The 16,737-nt window shown below is 70.4% G+C and carries 12 protein-coding genes; 5 read left to right on the top strand and 7 right to left on the bottom strand.

The features are described 5' to 3' along the window. The first annotated feature begins 59 nt into the window (after positions 1 to 59). Positions 60 to 911 (top strand): NAD(P)-binding domain-containing protein, encoded by an 852-nt coding sequence (locus ABGB18_RS16540; protein WP_347696379.1) that lies wholly within the window; start codon positions 60 to 62, stop codon positions 909 to 911. A 49-nt stretch (positions 912 to 960) separates the two neighbouring features. Here ABGB18_RS16540 and ABGB18_RS16545 read toward each other — a convergent pair whose 3' ends face one another. The 3 genes from ABGB18_RS16545 to ABGB18_RS16555 form a co-directional block, all read right to left on the bottom strand. Further along, entirely contained in the window at positions 961 to 2,292 is a 1,332-nt protein-coding gene (locus tag ABGB18_RS16545; protein WP_347696380.1) for a phosphotransferase, read from the bottom strand. Positions 2,293 to 2,295: 3 nt separating this feature from the next. Further along, complete coding sequence (gene treS, locus ABGB18_RS16550; protein WP_347696381.1) at positions 2,296 to 3,999, bottom strand: maltose alpha-D-glucosyltransferase; 1,704 nt, start codon at positions 3,997 to 3,999, stop codon at positions 2,296 to 2,298. A 72-nt stretch (positions 4,000 to 4,071) separates the two neighbouring features. Beyond that, entirely contained in the window at positions 4,072 to 6,150 is a 2,079-nt protein-coding gene (locus tag ABGB18_RS16555) for an alpha-1,4-glucan--maltose-1-phosphate maltosyltransferase (RefSeq protein ID WP_347696382.1), read from the bottom strand. A 242-nt stretch (positions 6,151 to 6,392) separates the two neighbouring features. Here ABGB18_RS16555 and glgP point away from each other — a divergent pair, with 242 nt between their 5' ends. Next, entirely contained in the window at positions 6,393 to 8,975 is a 2,583-nt protein-coding gene (gene glgP / locus ABGB18_RS16560) for an alpha-glucan family phosphorylase (RefSeq protein ID WP_347696383.1), read from the top strand. Between the two features lie 95 nt (positions 8,976 to 9,070). After that, positions 9,071 to 9,967 (top strand): MurR/RpiR family transcriptional regulator, encoded by an 897-nt coding sequence (locus ABGB18_RS16565; protein WP_347696384.1) that lies wholly within the window; start codon positions 9,071 to 9,073, stop codon positions 9,965 to 9,967. On the opposite strand, the gene ABGB18_RS16570 is transcribed toward ABGB18_RS16565, so the two are convergent. Beyond that, the gene (locus ABGB18_RS16570) at positions 9,930 to 11,843 is read right to left on the bottom strand and encodes an N-acetylmuramoyl-L-alanine amidase (protein WP_347696385.1); all 1,914 of its coding nucleotides are present in this window, start codon (positions 11,841 to 11,843) and stop codon (positions 9,930 to 9,932) included. The two genes, ABGB18_RS16565 and ABGB18_RS16570, sit on opposite strands and share 38 nt — an antisense overlap. 260 nt (positions 11,844 to 12,103) lie before the next feature. On the opposite strand from ABGB18_RS16570, the gene ABGB18_RS16575 reads away from it, so the two are divergent. Further along, positions 12,104 to 13,078 carry a sporulation protein gene (locus tag ABGB18_RS16575; RefSeq protein ID WP_347696386.1) on the top strand — a complete coding sequence of 325 codons (975 nt, stop codon included), beginning with the start codon at positions 12,104 to 12,106 and terminating at the stop codon, positions 13,076 to 13,078. A 99-nt stretch (positions 13,079 to 13,177) separates the two neighbouring features. Here the strand turns inward: ABGB18_RS16575 and ABGB18_RS16580 are convergent, their stop codons facing one another. Next, on the bottom strand, positions 13,178 to 13,753 hold the full coding sequence (locus ABGB18_RS16580) for a hypothetical protein (RefSeq protein WP_347696387.1): 576 nt from the start codon (positions 13,751 to 13,753) through the stop codon (positions 13,178 to 13,180). 19 nt (positions 13,754 to 13,772) lie between these two features. On the opposite strand from ABGB18_RS16580, the gene ABGB18_RS16585 reads away from it, so the two are divergent. Next, a complete protein-coding gene (locus ABGB18_RS16585) occupies positions 13,773 to 14,738 on the top strand; it encodes an MFS transporter (protein WP_347696388.1) in 966 nt (321 codons plus the stop codon). A 32-nt stretch (positions 14,739 to 14,770) separates the two neighbouring features. On the opposite strand, the gene ABGB18_RS16590 is transcribed toward ABGB18_RS16585, so the two are convergent. After that, entirely contained in the window at positions 14,771 to 15,913 is a 1,143-nt protein-coding gene (locus ABGB18_RS16590; RefSeq protein WP_347696389.1) for an XRE family transcriptional regulator, read from the bottom strand. Then, the gene (locus ABGB18_RS16595) at positions 15,906 to 16,703 is read right to left on the bottom strand and encodes a hypothetical protein (RefSeq protein ID WP_347696390.1); all 798 of its coding nucleotides are present in this window, start codon (positions 16,701 to 16,703) and stop codon (positions 15,906 to 15,908) included. Before ABGB18_RS16595 ends, ABGB18_RS16590 begins: the two co-directional genes overlap by 8 nt. Between the last annotated feature and the right edge of the window lie 34 nt (positions 16,704 to 16,737).

Here is a 16,737-nt window from a genome sequence, read left to right on the forward strand (position 1 = left end):
CAGGCCATAACCCACGACCGGCAGGCTGAACGCGTCACCCCACAGGAGGGAACACTGAAATGTCGGAAAATATATCCGTGCTTGGCCTCGGCCTCATGGGCGCCGCCCTGGCGAAGAGCCTGCTGGCCGCCGGGCACCACGTCACCGTGTGGAACCGCTCGCCGGAGAAGGCGGCGCCCCTGGTCGCCCAGGGAGCCCAGAGCGCGGCCACCCCGGCGGAGGCGGTTCAGGCGAGCCCGCTCGTGATCGCCTGCGTGCTCGACTACCCCGCCGTCGAGGAGGTGCTGGCGGAGGCCCCGCTGGCGGGCCGCGTCATCGCGAACCTCACCACCGGCCGTCCCGCCGAGGCCCGCGAGATGGCGGCCTGGGTGGCCGGGCGCGGCGGCGACTACCTGGACGGCGGCGTCATGGCCGTGCCCCAGATGATCGCCACGCCCGGCGCGCTGATCCTCTACAGCGGATCTCAGCAGGCCTACGACCGCTACGAGCAGGCCCTCAGCGCCATGGCACGCCCCCGCTACGTGGGCGATGACCCCGGCCTGGCGCCGCTGCTGGACCTGGCCATGCTGACCGGCATGTACGGCCAGATCGCCGGTTTCCTGGAAGCCATGACGCTTGTCAGGTCGGTGAAGTACCCGTTGCCGGAGTTCACGTCGGAACTGCTGGTTCCATGGCTCAACGCGATGGCCGCCGCCCAGCCGCGCTGGGCGGCGGCGATCGAGGTGGGCGACCACCGCACGGAGGTCTCCAACCTGGAGGTCAACAGGGCGGGCATGGAGAACCTGGTCCGGGCCTTCGAGGAGCAGGGCGTCACGCTGGAGCTGCTGCTGCCGATCAAGACCCTCATCGACCGGCGGGTCGCCCGCGGGCTCGGCCACGAGGGCCTGTCCGGCCTGGCCGAAGAGCTCTGAGCGGGCCCTCGACGGCCGCAGCCCGCGCCGGAACGTGACGGGCGAGAAGCTACAGGTCGCGGGGGCGGAAGGCGGCCAGCGGGATCGACACCCACGAGGGCCGGTTGCGAGCCTCGTAGACCACCTCGTACACGGCCTTCGACAGCTCGAACGCGCGCAGCAGTGCCGCGTCCGCCCGCGTGATGACCCCGCCGCCGTCCCGGTAGCCCTCCAGGAACGCCGCCCGGTTGCGGTCCGCCCACTCCTGGGCCCGCGGCTCCAGCTCGGCGGCCCGGGGCCGGTCGGCCAGCAGGTGCCTGGCCGCGTAGTCGAACGAGCGCAGCATGCCCGCCACGTCCCGCAGCGGCGAGTACAGCGCCCGGCGCTCGGCCAGCGGCTGCCCCGGCTCGCCCTCGAAGTCCAGCACCACCCAGTCCGTCGGCGTGCGCATCACCTGGCCGAGGTGGTAGTCGCCGTGAACCCGCTGCACGGGCACCGCGTTGGTGAGCAACTCGACCTGGTGGTAGATCTCCTCGACGGTATTCACGTGCTCGCGCAGCTCGGGCACCTCGGCCACGGCCCGGCCCAGCCTGCGCCTGAAGGTCTCGGCCATGCGCTTGACCTCGGGGATCTCCACCGTCTCGGTGGGGAAGGCCTGGGCCAGCTCGTGGTGCACCCGGGCGGTGGCGACGCCCAGCCGCAGCGACTCGGCGGCGAAGTCGCCTCCCGCCTCGGCCGCCGTGATCTCGGGCAGCGACGCGTACAGGTCGCGGACGCTGGTCAGCGCCAGGTCCCAGCCGTCGTTCGCGGTGCTCAGGAACTCCTGCATGAAGGCGAGAGTCGTCTTCGTGCCGTCGAGGTCGGCCTCGATCCACCCGTACGGCTGCGCGATGTGCGGCGCGCCCCTGGCCGCCAGCGCCGTGACGACCTCCAGCTCCGGATTGACCCCGGGGATGAGGCGGCGGAAGAGCTTGCAGATGTAGGCGTCCCCGTACACCAGGGAGGTGTTGGACTGCTCGGCCCCGAGCACCAGGCTGCGCTGGGAGGTGTCGATGGTGACGCCGGGCACGTGGCGCATGCGCAGGCCCCCGGAGCTCTCGTCGCGGGCCATGCCCTCCAGCAGCCAGCTCATGCGTTCGGAGTCGTGTACGGCGTCGTACAGGAATCGGTCTCCCGCCGTGCCGATCAGGGCGTGGGACAGCCGGTCGCAAGGGGAGTCGCGCTCGCCGAGCAGCACCTGGTAGCGGTCACGCGAGCCCTCCTGCCAGACGGCGATGATCAGATGTCGCAGGCCGGGCGTCAGTTCGACGTCCGAGTCGATCGACAGCTCGTCGATCGGGCGCCCCTTGCCACCGAACCAACGTTGGCGGCTGATCCATGCGGCAAGGAGCTCGTCAAGCACGTCCTACTCCTCCTGGATGACGGCCGGCGGGAGTGTGAACCAGTAGAACCCATGCCCTGGAAGCGTCAAAAGATACGGAAGTTCGCCAATTGCCGGAAATGGTACGCCCCCCATCGTCTCCACGGGAGAGACGCCGACGAACCGGCGCAGGTCCAGCTCGACCGGTTGCGGGAAGCGTGAGAGGTTGTTCACGCAGAGCATGCGGTCGTCACCCAGCTCCCGGACGAACGCGAGCACGCTGGGGTTGGAGGAGTTGAGCTCGGCGTAACCGCCCAGGCCGAACACCGGGTGGCGCTTGCGGATCTCGATCATGCGCTTGGTCCAGTGCAGCAGCGAGCCGGCGCTCTTCTGCTGGGCTTCGACGTTGATGCCCTGGTAGCCGTAGATCGGGTCCATGATCACCGGCAGGTAGAGCCGGCCGGGGTCGCAGTCGGAGAAACCGGCGTTGCGGTCGGGGTCCCACTGCATGGGCGTACGCACGCCGTCGCGGTCGCCGAGCCAGATGTTGTCGCCCATGCCGATCTCGTCGCCGTAATAGAGCACCGGGGAGCCGGGCAGCGACAGGAGCAGAGCGGTGAACAGCTCGATCTGGTTGCGGTCGTTCTCCAGCAGCGGCGCCAGGCGGCGGCGGATGCCGACGTTCGCCCGCATGCGGGGATCCTTGGCGTATTCGGTGTACATGTAGTCGCGTTCCTCGTCCGTGACCATCTCGAGCGTCAGCTCGTCATGGTTGCGGAGGAAGATCCCCCATTGGCAGTGCTCCGGAATTTTCGGCGTTTGTGCCAAAATTTCGGAAATGGGGTAGCGGGACTCCCGGCGTACGGCCATGAAGATGCGGGGCATGAGCGGAAAGTGGAAGGCCATGTGGCACTCGTCGCCGCCGCCCACCGGGTCGCCGAAGTATTCCACCACGTCCGACGGCCACTGGTTCGCCTCGGCGAGCAGCACCCGGTCCGGGAACAGCCGGTCCACCTCGGACCTGATCAGCTTGAGGTACTGGTGGGTCCTGGGCAGGTTCTCGCAGTTGGTGCCCTCCTCCTCGAAGAGGTAGGGCACCGCGTCCAGCCGGAACCCGTCGATGCCCAGGTCCAGCCAGAACCGCAGCACCTCCAGCATCGCGTCCTGAACGGCCGGGTTCTCGTAGTTGAGGTCCGGCTGGTGGTGGAAGAAGCGGTGCCAGTAGTACTGGCCGCGCACCGGGTCGTAGGTCCAGTTGGAGGTCTCGCTGTCGATGAAGATGATCCGGGCGTCCTGGTAACTCTCGTCGTTGTCGGACCACACGTAGAAGTCGCCGAAGGGGCCCTCCGGATCGTGCCGCGAGGCCTGGAACCAGGGGTGGGCGTCGCTGGTGTGGTTCATGACCAGGTCGGCGATGACGCGCATGCCGCGCTTGTGAGCCTCGTCCACCAGTTTCACGAAGTCTCCCAGGTCCCCGAACTCGGGCAGGATCTTCATGAAGTCCGCGATGTCGTAACCGCCGTCGCGCAGCGGCGACTCGAAGAGCGGCAGCAGCCAGAGGCAGTCCACCCCGAGCCACTGCAGGTAGTCGAGCTTGCTGATGAGGCCCTTGATATCGCCGGTGCCGTCGCCGTTGGAGTCGGCGAAGCCCCTGATCAGGACCTCGTAGAAGACCGCGCGCTTGTACCAGTAGGGATCGCGCGGCTTTTCCTCGTCAAAGGTGTTAGGAATGGGTGTGGTGGAGCTCATGAGCCACCCCACGAGGGGCTCACGAGGGAGGCGCTTTCACACACGTCGAAGACTCCCCGCTGAATTCAGTTTCTACCGTGGCGCGGCTCGTACGGTGAGAATGTGGGCTGGGTGGATGTGGGGGTCGAGGCGCACATAGTTACGCTGCCGCCAGCGGTACGACTCGCCCGACAACTCGTCGTCGACGACGAACTCGGCGTTCCAGTCGAGGCCTATCGCCGGCAGGTCCAGATCCACGGTCGCCTCGTGGGTGTGGTGTGGATCCAGGTTGATGACCGCCAAGACGACGTCGCCCAGTCCGTGCCTTCGTGTGGCCGTGTCATAGGCGCCGGGAAGCCGCTTCGAGAAGCAGACGATGTCCGGTTGGTCGACCCGGTGGAATCGTAGGTTACGCAATTCCTGTAGCGCCGGATGAGCTCTTCGAAACAAATTCAGGTGTGTGATGAAAGGAGCCAGACTCCGGCCCTCGCGTTCGGCCGTGACCCAATCGCGAGGTTTGTACTGATATTTCTCGCTATCCAGATATTCCTCGCTACCCGGCCGTACCGGGACATTCTCCCCGAGCTCGTATCCGGAATAGACGCCCCAGGACGGTGAGGCCAGCGCGGCCAGCACCGCCCTGATCTTGAACGCCGGGATCCCCCCGTGCTGCAGGAACTCGTGCAGGATGTCCGGCGTGTTCACGAACAGGTTGGGCCGCAGGTAGCCGGAGGTCTCGTGGGCCAGCTCCGCGAGATAGGACTCCACGTCCGGCTTGGAGTTCTTCCACGTGTAGTACGTGTACGACTGGTGGAAGCCGGTCTTGGCCAGCATGCGCATCATCGCCGGCCTGGTGAACGCCTCCGACAGGAAGATCACGTCGGGATCGGTCGTGTGGATGTCGGCCAGCAGCCGCTCCCAGAACGCCACCGGCTTGGTGTGCGGGTTGTCCACCCGGAAGATCCGCACCCCGTGGTCCATCCAGTGCCGCAGCACCCGCTTGACCTCGGTGTAGACGCCCTCGGGATCCTTGTCGAAGTTGACCGGGTAGATGTCCTGATATTTCTTCGGCGGGTTCTCCGCGTACGCGATCGAGCCGTCCGCCCTGATCGTGAACCACTCGGGGTGCTCCTTCACCCACGGGTGGTCGGGCGAGCACTGCAACGCGAAGTCGAGCGCGACCTCCATGCCCAGCTCACGGGAGCGCGCCACGAACTCCTGGAAGTCCGCGAGCGTGCCGAGGTCGGGGTGGACGGCGTCGTGGCCGCCGTCGTCCGAGCCGATCGCCCACGGGGAGCCGGGGTCGTCGGGCTCGGGGCTCAGCGTGTTGTTGCGCCCCTTGCGGAACGTCGTGCCGATCGGGTGGATGGGCGGCAGGTAGACGACGTCGAAGCCCATCTTGGCGATGGCGGGCAGGCGCTTGGCAGCAGTCTGGAAATTTCCGGACTTGGAGATGCCGAACTCGTCCACGACCGCGCCCTCGGACCTGGGGAAGAACTCATACCACGAGCCGTACAGCGCCCGGCGCCGGTCCACCCGGATCTTGTTGGACTTGGACCTGGCCACCAGCTCCCGGAACGGGTGCGCCTCCAGCAGCGAGGCGGTCTCCGGGAGCTGCGCGATCGACAACCGGGCCCGCGGGTCCAGGTCCTCGTTGCGCAGCGTGGCCGAGACCGACAGCAGGGCCGCCCGGTGTCCGCAGGAGGTGTCGCCGTTGCCGTTCTGGCGCGTCCCGCCGTTGACCTTCTCGCCGGCCGGCGCGTTGGGGCAGTCCGCGGGGCGTACGGCCGCGGCGGCCCGCTCGTACAGGCGGGCGCCCTCCTCGCACATGAGATCGACGTCCATGCCACGCGGGATCTTGATCTCGGCGTCGTGCAGCCACGTGCGGATCGGGTCGCTCCAGGCCTCCACCCGGAACACCCAGTCGCCTTCCGCGGACAGGCACACGTCCACGCCCCAGCGGTCCGTGCCGGGGGCGAGCTCACGCATGGGTTTGAGGCGACAGCGCCGGCCGTCGGGCGCGGTGAGCACCACGCCCGCCGCGACAGCGTCGTGGCCCTCCCGGAACACGGTCGCCGAGACCTCGAAGGTCTCGCCGGCGACCGCCTTGGCGGGCCACTGCCCGCAGTCGACGACGGGGGAGATGTCCGTGATGGGAATTCGTCCGATCATCGCATTCAAGGGTTTGCGGCGGCACGCTCGGTGCAGCCGGAGGCTTTCCGTGTAAGAACGATCCTTGCATGTAAATTGTGGACAGCAACGGATGGACCTCCCGAGTGTGTCCGCAGGAGACCCAACAAAGAGGAAAGTTGCCCCAATCGCCCAGCTTCATGCTTGTTCCCGGAAGGGGTTTGAACGGCTCTCTTGGGGGTGAAGGACTGAGAGGTCCCTCCTAGCCCGTAGGGTGCAGAATCGTGAGAGCTATCCGCCGGTTTACCGTCCGCACCGTCCTGCCTGCGGAGCTGGCCGCCCTGGGCGAGCTCGTGCATAATCTCCGCTGGTCCTGGCACCCGGAGACGATGGACCTCTTCGCCGATGTCGACTCGGCGTTGTGGGAGCAGGTCGGACATGATCCCGTGGCGCTGCTCGGCGCCGTCTCCCCGGCGCGGCTGGCCGAGTTGGCCGCCGACCGCCGGTTCCTGCGCCGCCTCGCCGACGCCGCCGACGACCTGCGCGAGTACATGACCTCCCCGCGCTGGTACCAGACGTTGCCCGAGGCCGCGCGCGCCATCGCCTACTTCTCCCCCGAATACGGCATCGCCGCCGCGCTGCCGCAATATTCGGGCGGTCTCGGCATCCTCGCCGGAGACCACCTCAAGGCCGCCAGCGACCTGGGCGTGCCCATCCTGGCCGTCGGCCTGCTCTACAGGCACGGCTACTTCACCCAGTCACTCTCGCCCGAGGGCTGGCAACTGGAGCACTATCCCTCGCTCGACGCGGGCGGCCTGCCGCTGAGCCTGCTGAAGGACGCGGACGGCGCCCCGGTCAAGGTCCGCGTCGCCCTGCCCGCGGAGCGCGTGCTGCACGCGCAGGTGTGGGTGGCGCAGGTGGGGCGGGTGCCGCTGCTGCTGCTCGACTCCGACGTGGCCGACAACGACACCGCCGCCCGCGACATCACCGACCGCCTGTACGGCGGCGGCACGGACCACCGGCTCATGCAGGAACTGCTGCTGGGCGTGGGCGGCGTCCGCGCGATCCGGGCCTACTGCAAGATCACCGGACATGCCGACCCGGAGGTGTTCCACACCAACGAGGGGCATGCCGGATTCCTCGGACTCGAGCGGATCCGGGAGCTGACCGAGGCCCGGCTCTCGTTCGACGAGGCGCTGGAGGCCGTACGCGCCGGCACCGTGTTCACCACCCACACGCCCGTGCCCGCGGGCATCGACCGATTCCCGGTGGACATGATCGAGCGGCACTTCGGCGGCGCCAACGCCTGGCCGACCGTGCCCGTCGAGCGGATCCTGGCCCTCGGGGCGGAGTCCGACCCCGGCCGGTTCAATATGGCGATCATGGGGATGCGGCTGGCCCAGCGCGTCAACGGGGTGTCCCTGCTGCACGGCGAGGTCAGCCGGGAGATGTTCAAGGCGCTCTGGCCCGGGTTCGACCTGGACGAGGTGCCGATCGGGTCGATCACGAACGGCGTGCACGCCCCCACCTGGGTCGGGCGCGAGTTCATGGAGCTGGCCGGGCGCGAGTTGCCCTCGCTCATCGAGCGGGCCCGCGGCTGGGACGGCATCGAGAAGATCCCCGACACCGAGATCTGGCAGATCCGGCGTACGCTGCGGCGCCGGCTGGTCGAGGGTGCCCGGCTGCGGCTGCGCAGGTCATGGCGCGAGCGCGGGGCCTCCGACGCCGAGCTCGGGTGGATCGACGACGCCCTCGACCCCGAGGTGCTGACGATCGGCTTCGCCCGGCGGGTGCCGTCGTACAAGCGGCTCACGCTCATGTTGCGCGACCCGAAACGGCTGGCCGGCCTGCTGCTCGACCCGGACAAGCCGGTGCAGATCGTGATCGCGGGCAAGGCCCACCCGGCCGACGAGGGCGGCAAGAAGCTGATCCAGCAGATCGTCAAGTTCGCCGACCAGCAGAAAGTACGCCACCGCATCGTCTTCCTGCCCGACTACGACATGGCCCTCGGCCAGCTCATGGTCCAGGGTTGCGACGTCTGGCTGAACAACCCGCTGCGCCCGCTGGAGGCCTCCGGCACCTCCGGGATGAAGTCCGCCCTCAACGGCGGGCTCAACCTGTCGATCCGCGACGGCTGGTGGGACGAGTGGTACGACGGAACCAACGGCTGGGCGATCCCCACCGCCGACGGGGTGACCGACCCCGACCGGCGCGACGAGCTGGAGGCCGCCGCCCTCTACGACCTGATCGAGCATGAGGTGTCCGACCGGTTCTACGACCGGACCGCCGGCGGGCCGCCCCGGCGCTGGATGGAGATGGTCAAGCACACGCTGACCTCGCTCGGGCCGAAGGTGCTGGCCGGGCGCATGCTGCGGGACTACGTGGTCGACCTGTACAACCCGGCCGCCGGCTCGGCCCGCGCCCTGTCGGCCGACTCCTACACGCCGGCCAAGGCGTTCGCCGCCTGGCGGGTCCGGGTCACGCGGGCCTGGCCCGGGGTCCGGGTGGAGCACATCGAGGCGTCCGGCGTGGGAGACGCTCCGGAGGTCGGGGCCGCCATCGAGCTGCACGCCACCATCGCCCTCGGTGACCTGGAGGCCGATGACGTGCTGGTGCAGGCCGCCTACGGCAAGGTCGGGCCGCACGACGAGCTGGTGCGGCCGGCGTACGCGAAGATGGAGGTGGGGGCGGTGGACGACGACGGGCGCGCCCACTACAAGGGCGTCGTGCCGCTCGACCGGACCGGGGCCTTCGGCTACACCGTGCGGGTCGTCCCGCATCACGCGCTGCTCGTCAAGTCCAGCGAGCTCGGGCTGATCGCCATGCCCGAGGAGCCCGCGGGGATGACCAACGGCACCTTGCGTTAGCCGTCCCCGGTGCGTTCCGGGACGCTCCCCGGCGAGGACGTCGCGGTGTGTCCCGGAGCGCTCACCGGCAATCGCACGCAGGGCATAATCGTGAGGTGGACGACAGCGGGAACGGCCTGCGGGCCGACACTCTGGTGGCCACGGTCCGCGGTGTGCTGCCGTCCTTGACGCCCGCCGCCCAGACCGTGGCCCGCCTCATTCTGGAAGACCCGGCGACGGTGGCCAGGAGCACCATCACGGAGCTTTCCGCCGCCTCCGGCACCAGCGAGGCCACGATCGTGCGCACCGCCCGGCTGCTCGGGTTCGCCGGCTACCCGCAGTTGCGGCTGGCCTTAGCCGCGGCGGCGGCCCAGCCGGACCGGCTGGTGCCCGGTGACCTCGCGCCCGACGACCCGCTGTCCGAGGTCATCCAGAAGGTGGCCAGGGCCGAGTCCGAGGCCATCAACGACACCGTGGCCCAGCTCACCTCCGAGCGGCTCGGGCTCGTGGTCGACGCCATCGTCGGCGCGCGGCGCATCGACGCGTACGGGGTCGGCGCCTCCGGGCTGGTCGCCGAGGACGTCGCGCAGAAGCTGCTGCGGATCGGGTTGCCCAGCCACGCCTTCCAGGACGCCCACCTGGCCCTCACCAGCGCGGTGCTGCTGAAGCCTGGGGACGTGGCGATCGGGATCAGCACCTCGGGCGAGACCCCCGACGTGATCGAGCCGCTGACCCGGGCCGCGGAGGCCGGGGCCACGACCGTGGCGATCACCAACAACCCCCGTTCCTCCATCGCGGAGCTGGCCGAACACGTGCTGATCTCGGCCGGGCGCGAGACGGAGTTCCGTCCCGGCGCCCTGGCCAGCAGGATCAGCCAGCTCCTCGTCGTGGACTGCGTCTTCGTCGGCGTCGCCCAGCGGACGTTCGACTCCTCTCAGGAGGCGCTCGCCAGCACCAGGCGGGCCGTCAAGGAGTTCACCCGGCGGACATCACCCGCACGTCGTCAGCCTTGACGTACATCACCCGGTGGCCGAACTGGATCTGCAGATACTTCGTCCGGCCCCGTACCACCTGGTGGTCCGCCAGGTCGAAGGTGACCGCCCGGTAATACTCGGCTGCCGCCGGGCCCGCCAGGGTGTACTTCTCGCCCGCCGAGAACGTGTACTGCAGCGGGGTGACCGCCTGGTACGGGACGTCCGCCGGATACGCCTCCTGCTCCGGGTACGCCCGGCCGTACACCGGGACGGTGGCCCTGCCCGGCTTCGGGGTCACCACCAGGCCCCTGGACGGGACGGCCGTGGGCGCGGCGGCCGGGTTGTGGAACCAGGACTTCTGGCCGAGATACCAGATGGCCGTCCAGTCACCCCGGCGCTCGGCCACCGCGAACCGCTGGCCGGTGCTGGCCCGGGCGCTGTGGTCGTAGACGCTGTAGAGGGACTCGCCCGTCGGGTGCTTGCCGATGTCCTTGACCAGCGGCGCGTCGTCGCGGGGCTCGGTGCGGAGCCAGACGGTCTGCGCGGGGAGCGGCGGGCAGGCGGCCTGGGGGTTCGCGCGGTCGCAGCCGTAGAAGTACGGCTTGTTGGTGGCGAAGTCCGGCTTGATCATGATCGACCCGGAGCGGGGGCCGCCGGACTGGTGCAGCGGGGCGCCCATGAGGTCGAAGTAGTGCGCCCAGTCCCAGAACGGGCCCGGGTCCTCGTGCATCCCCTGGACCGTCGTGGGCAGGGTGCCGGGCACGTTGTCGTGGCCCAGGATGTGGGCGCGGTCCAGCGGCACGCCGTGCTGGCGGGCCAGGTAGCGGACCAGGCGGGCCGAGCTGCGGTACATCGCCTCCGTGTACCAGGTGCCGCCCTCGGCCAGGAAGCCCTCGTGCTCGATGCCGATGGACTTGGCGTTGACGTACCAGTTGCCGGCCTGCCAGCCGACGTCCTTGGTCCTGATGTGCTGGGCGATGTGGCCGTCGGTGGCGCGTACGGAGTAGTGCCAGCTCGCGCCGTATTTCGGGTCCTGGTTGAGGCCGATGGAGGGTAGGAAATATCCCTCCATGTCGTGGATGACGATGTATTCGACCTTCTGGCTGGCCGGGCGGTTCGCCAGGTCGTAGTGGCCGTAGTCGTCCGGTGGCAGCTCCTGGTAGGCGGCCGGGATCCACTCGCAGGAGATGGAGGCCGGGCACTCCACGCCGTCGGGGCGGGGGTGGCGCAGGCGGAGCAGGTCGAGCCACTTCTCGATCTTCGCCAGGCCCGGCACGGGCGCCAGCTCGACCCGCTGCCCGTCGTCCGTGGTCCGCTCCGCGCCGCCCTTGATCGTCGCGAACACCTCGTCGGCGAAGAACCTGGCCGCGCCGGCCTCCTCGGCGCCGGAGTATCTGGCGACGGCCCCGTACCACTCTCCGGGATCGTCGCTCAGCGGCGCGCCGAGCGCCTTCTGGTAGTCGGCCAGCAGTGCCGCGCCGCCGCGGATGTTGGCGGCGGCGTCCGTGCGCAGGCGCTCGTGACTCTCGCCGGTGAGGGCGGCGGCGCGCTCCATGGTGCGCAGGGAGAGCGGGAGGCCGGCGGGGGCGGGCGGGGCGGCGGGCGCGGGCAGCGGCCTGCTGTCGTCGCCGCGGGCGTCCTCCGCGCCCTCGCTGTGATGGTTGGCGGTGGTGAAGGCGGCGGCGTCGGTGAGGTGCATGGGGCCGAACCCGGCGTCGCTGGACGGCCGGCCGGCGTGGGCGTCCCAGCGGGACTCCAGGTAGGAGACGCCGAGCAGCACGCTCGCGGGGACCTGGAACTCCGCGGCGGCGGCCGCGAAGTCCTGTTGCCGGGTCTCGGGCTCCTGGGCGCGGGCCGCGGTCGCGTTTGTTAAGGGCAGGACGGCGACGAGGGAGATCGCCAGTAGTCGGCGCATGGGCCGCTCCTTGGGGCTGGGGGTAAGTGCAGTCCAGGGTCTCAATATTTTCCTTCGCAGGCGAGATCATTGCGAAGGTTTTCTTCACCCTTTGACGTCCGGGTGAACGAGGGGTGGACGGCGGGAGCGGACATTCCGCCTGGTCGATGGCATAGCGGACGACTTCTGGTGGGTTGTCGGCCTCTCCGGAACCCGGCGGGAGCGCTGATCGTTGGGGCGGACGGCACTACAACCAGATCTTCGACAGGGAGAGCAAAGCCGTGGTCTTCAAACGCATGCTGGGTGCCCTCGGCGTCGGTGGCCCCTCGGTGGACACCGTGCTGGCAACGCCGCGGACCCAGCCGGGCGGGACGCTGGCCGGCGAGGTCCGTCTCAAGGGTGGCGACTTCGACGCCCAGATCGAGCACATCACCCTCGGGCTGGTGGCCCGGGTGGAGATGGAGCACGGCGACGGGGAGGGGTCCGGGGTCGGGGAGTTCACCCGTTCCCAGGTCTCCGGGCCGTTCACGCTGCGCGAGGGCGAGGAGCGGGCGATCGCCTTCCAGATCCCGGTGCCGTGGGAGACGCCGATCAGCGAGATCGGCGGCCAGCACCTGGACGGGATGGCGCTGGGCGTACGCACCGAGCTCGCCGTCGCCAAGGCCGTCGACAAGGGCGACCTGGACATGGTGGGAGTCGAGCCGCTGCCCTCCCAACTGCGCATCCTGCAGTCGTTCCTGCAGCTCGGCTTCCACTTCAAGGCCGCGGACCTGGAGCTCGGCCACCTGTACGGGGTGCACCAGGAGCTGCCGTTCTACCAGGAGATCGAGTTCTACCCGGCCGCCCAGTACGCCGGCGGGGTGGGGGAGATCGAGGTCACCTTCGTGGCCGGCCCCGCCGGGCTGGAGGTGATCCTGGAGGCCGACAAGCGGTCCGGCCGCTACTCCGGAGATGCCATCGGGCGCTTCCAGGTCAGCCACGAGGACGCTCTGCGTACGGACTGGCCGAGCGAGATCGACCGCTGGATGACCGGCCTGGCCCAGCACGGCCACCACGCGCCGCACCACGGCGACCACTATGCCCACCACGAGTCGCACCACGGCGGGCACTACGGCCACCATGAGTCGCACCACGGTGGGATGGGCCTCGGCGCGGTGGCCGCCGGCTCCGCCGCAGGGGTGGTCGGCGGGCTCGTGGCCGGTGAGATCATCGAGGAGGTCTTCGAGGGCGACGAGGGCGGGGGCGAGGAGTGGTGACCAGCGCGGCCGCATAACTACCGGCCCGCATAACTACCGGCCCGCGCGACCAGAGGCGCCACCGCCCAGCCGAAGCGAACACCACGGGCGGCGGCGCGGTCACCGTGGCGCGGCGGGCGTCGTCGTCCCCGGAAGGATGGGCGGCGGCACCGACTCCCCGGGCGTGGCCGGTGGCGAGCCCTCCGGCGTGGGGACCATCGACGGAGACCCCGCAGGCGCGGGCGTCAGACTCGCGAACTGCCCGATCCTCGCCTTGACCGGCACGATCAGCCGCAGGGGCTCGGCCCCGCCGAAGGTGAACGTCATCGGCACCGTGTCGCCCCGCACCCCACTGACCGTCCCGAGGGGCTGGTTGCCGGTGCCGACGGGCTGATCGGGCGGCAACGTGAGGGGCCCTGCCAACTGCACGGAGCCACCCCCCTCGACGGTGACCTGTTCGAGCCGCACCGGCCGGTCACCACTGTTGATCAGGACCCCGTACAGAACCTGCCGCGGCACGGGCGACCCCGACTCCGCCCCACCCAGCAGGAAGATGTTGCGCAGGTACAGCCCTCCGCGCAGATCGGCATTGGCCCCGTCGTTCTGCGGCGCGAGCTGCGTGGTGTCCAACCCCGCCTGTGAGCACCCCGTGGCGGCCGCGGCCGTCATGTACGCGGCAAGGACGATCCGGCGCATCCCCCGCCTCCTCTCGACGTTGCCACCCCCGCTACCCCCGAACGCCCCACCGAACCCCCGCACCCGGGCAGCGGACCTGTTCGGGCGGCGCCGGGTGTTCATGGTGGGGGTGGCGCTCTTCACGGTGTCCTCGCTGTTGTGCGGGCTGGCCTGGGCGGACTGGGTGCTGGTCGCAGCCCGCGTGGCGCAGGGGGCCGCGGCGGCGATCATGAGCCCGGCCGCGCTGTCCATCGTGATGACGACCTTCGCCGATGGTCCCGAGCGCAACAAGGCACTCGGGTTTTGGGGCGGGATCGCCGGGGTCGGCGGCACCGCGGGGGCGCTGGCCGGCGGGCCTCTCACCGACGGGCTCGGCTGGGAGTGGATCTTCTTCGTCAACGTTCCGGTGGGGCTGGCGCTGCTGGCGCTGAGCCCGGTGCTGTTGCGCGAGAGCCGCGACCGTACCGGCGGCCCGCTCGACCCGGCCGGGGCGCTGACGGTCGCCGCGGCGCTCGTGCTGCTCGTCTACGCGGTGGCCGAGGTGCCGGAGAGCGGCTGGCTGAGCCCGCCGGCGGTGGGGGCGGTGGTGCTGCTCGGCCTGTTCGTGGCCGTCGAGTCACGGGTACGCGCCCCGCTGCTGCCCCTGCGGATCTTCCGGTCCGGCACGCTGGTGGGCGGTAACCTCGTCACGCTCGCCGCCGGGATGGCCGCGTTCGGGCAGTCGTTCGTGCTCACCCAGTACGCGCAGGACGTGCTCGGCTACTCGGCCGTCCAGTTCGGGCTCATGACGGCGGTGCTGCCGATCATGGCGGTGGCCGGGTCCTTCGCGGGGCAGCACCTGGTGACGCGGATGGGGGCACGGCGGGTGGCCGCCGTGAGCATGGGCCTGCTCGGGATCGCCTGCCTGCTGCTGACCGGGGTGTCGGCGGACGGCGGCTATGTGACCGACATGCTGCCGGGGTGGCCGCTGTCGGATTCGCCCTGCTCGGCCTGCTGGCCGCGCTGACCCGCTGGACAGGCGACGCTGAGGCCCCGGGCTCACGGGACGAGCCGGAGCGAGGGGCGCTGGTCGGGCAGGCCGATGAGCTCGCGTACGCGGCCGATCGGCCAGGCCAGCTCCCTGGCCAGGGTGGCGGCGGTCAGGCCGCTCTCCCGGGAGGCCAGGTCGAAGGCCCGGGCGAGCAGGACGGGCTGCTCACCGGGATTGCCGGAGACCGGCTCGTTGGCGAAGCCCGGCTGGTCACGCAGGGCGTTGAGGCGCTGGTAGGCGCGGCCGGCGGCGGAGTCGGACAGCAACCCGGTCTCCCGGCACCGGTAGAGCAGCGAGTCGACCGACACCCCCCACGTCTGCCGCAGCTCGGCGAGTTTGCGCAGGTCGGCACGCGTCGGCAGGTGCGGCAGGATGCTGTCGCGCGGGGTGAGGAACTCGGCCGCGAACGCGTCGGCCTCGCGCTCCTGGTGGCTGTCGCCCGCGGCGGTGTCGCCGTGCAGGACCAGATGGCCGAGCTCGTGGGCGGCGGTGAAACGGTGACGATAGATGTCGTCGAACCGGTTGGGGGTCAGCACGACGATCGGCCGGGGCAGGCTGGAGGTGGAGAAGGCGTCCACGGTGACCGCGTCGGGGTCGTGGCGGGGGAAGGCGACCACGATGCCGTGCGCCTCCATGTGCCGTACGAGGTGGCTGACCGGGCCGGCGCCCAGCCCCCAGTGGGCCCGCAGCGCCCTCGCCGCGCCCGCCGGGTCGCGCGGCAGCGCCGGGTGCATCTCGCCGCCGGCGAAGCCGGGCAGGTCGACCAGGGGGAGCTGGATCCGCTTCTCCAGGGCGTAGGTCAGCTCCCACACCTGCTCGACGAAGGCCACGGCCTTGGCCCGCTGGTAGGCGCGGGTGGAGCGCAGGCTGCGGAAGTGGGCCATGGAGCCGTCCAGCTTGCCGTGCGGGCGGCCGGGCAGGAAGAACGCCGTCGGCACGGCCAGCACCTCGGCCAGCCGCGGGATCAGGTCGGGCCGGGGGCGGGTGACGCCCGATTCGTACTGGCCGACGGCGGCGGGGGAGACGCCCAGATGCTCGGCCACCTCCTTCTTGGTGAGCGCGGCCAGGTGGCGGGCCTGGGTGAGGCGGGTGGCGTCGAAGGCGTCGGCGACGGCCTGCGGCGACGGCCCGCCCGTCCTGAGATCACTCACCGGCGGCGGCTTCTGACCCGGCCGGGGTGGCCTCGCTGACCGGCGGGGCGAGCCGCTCGGCAGCGGTGCGCGGGTTGAGCGCCGGCGTGGGCATGTCGCCCGCGTCGAAGGTGAGCGACAGCGTCGAGGAGTAGGCGGTGGGCTCGTCCCGCGCCAGCGGGATCTCCTCGCAGTGGTGCCAGCGCAGGTTGCCGGTGCGGTCGAGCAGCTCGGCCTCGCCCCACCAGACGTCGAGCAGCCCGGCGTGCGCGTTGCAGGCGTAGGCGATCAGCACCAGGCCGGTCCCCTCCGGCAGGTCGCCCAGCGCCTCGGCGATCGGGGCGGCCTGCGGCGCGACGTCGTGCAGCGCGAGCTGCCGCATCCGCGGCTCGGGGCCGAACCGGTTGAACAGCGCCTGCACCAGCGCGGACGGCTTGCCGTCGCCGATGCGCGCGCTCATCACGCTCAGGGAGCGGTCTCTGGCGTAGCGGAACGGGAACAGCAGCTTGCCGTCCAGCAGCACCAGCTCGTGCTGCGACCCCGCGGGCTTGACGATCCGCACGTCTCCCATGTCCTCGAACGCCTCGGCCAGCGCCTCGAACTTGCGTGACATGAGCGTGAACCCGAACGGGTGCAGGTGGTCGGTCTGGGCCATCCGCTGCGCGTCGCGGGCGTTTTCCAGCGCGACCGACAGAGCCTCCGCGACGGCCTGCCTGATGGCGGGCGCCCGCTGCCCGAACGCGTCATGAGCCCATTGCGACACCGGAGACCTCCGCAGACCGGCGGCGGCCGGGGAGCGGCGCCGCTTCATTTTTCAACATCATAGACCCGCCACGGCTTCACGA

The sequence above is a fragment of the Nonomuraea sp. B12E4 genome (assembly GCF_039871825.1).
Lineage (GTDB): Bacteria > Actinomycetota > Actinomycetes > Streptosporangiales > Streptosporangiaceae > Nonomuraea.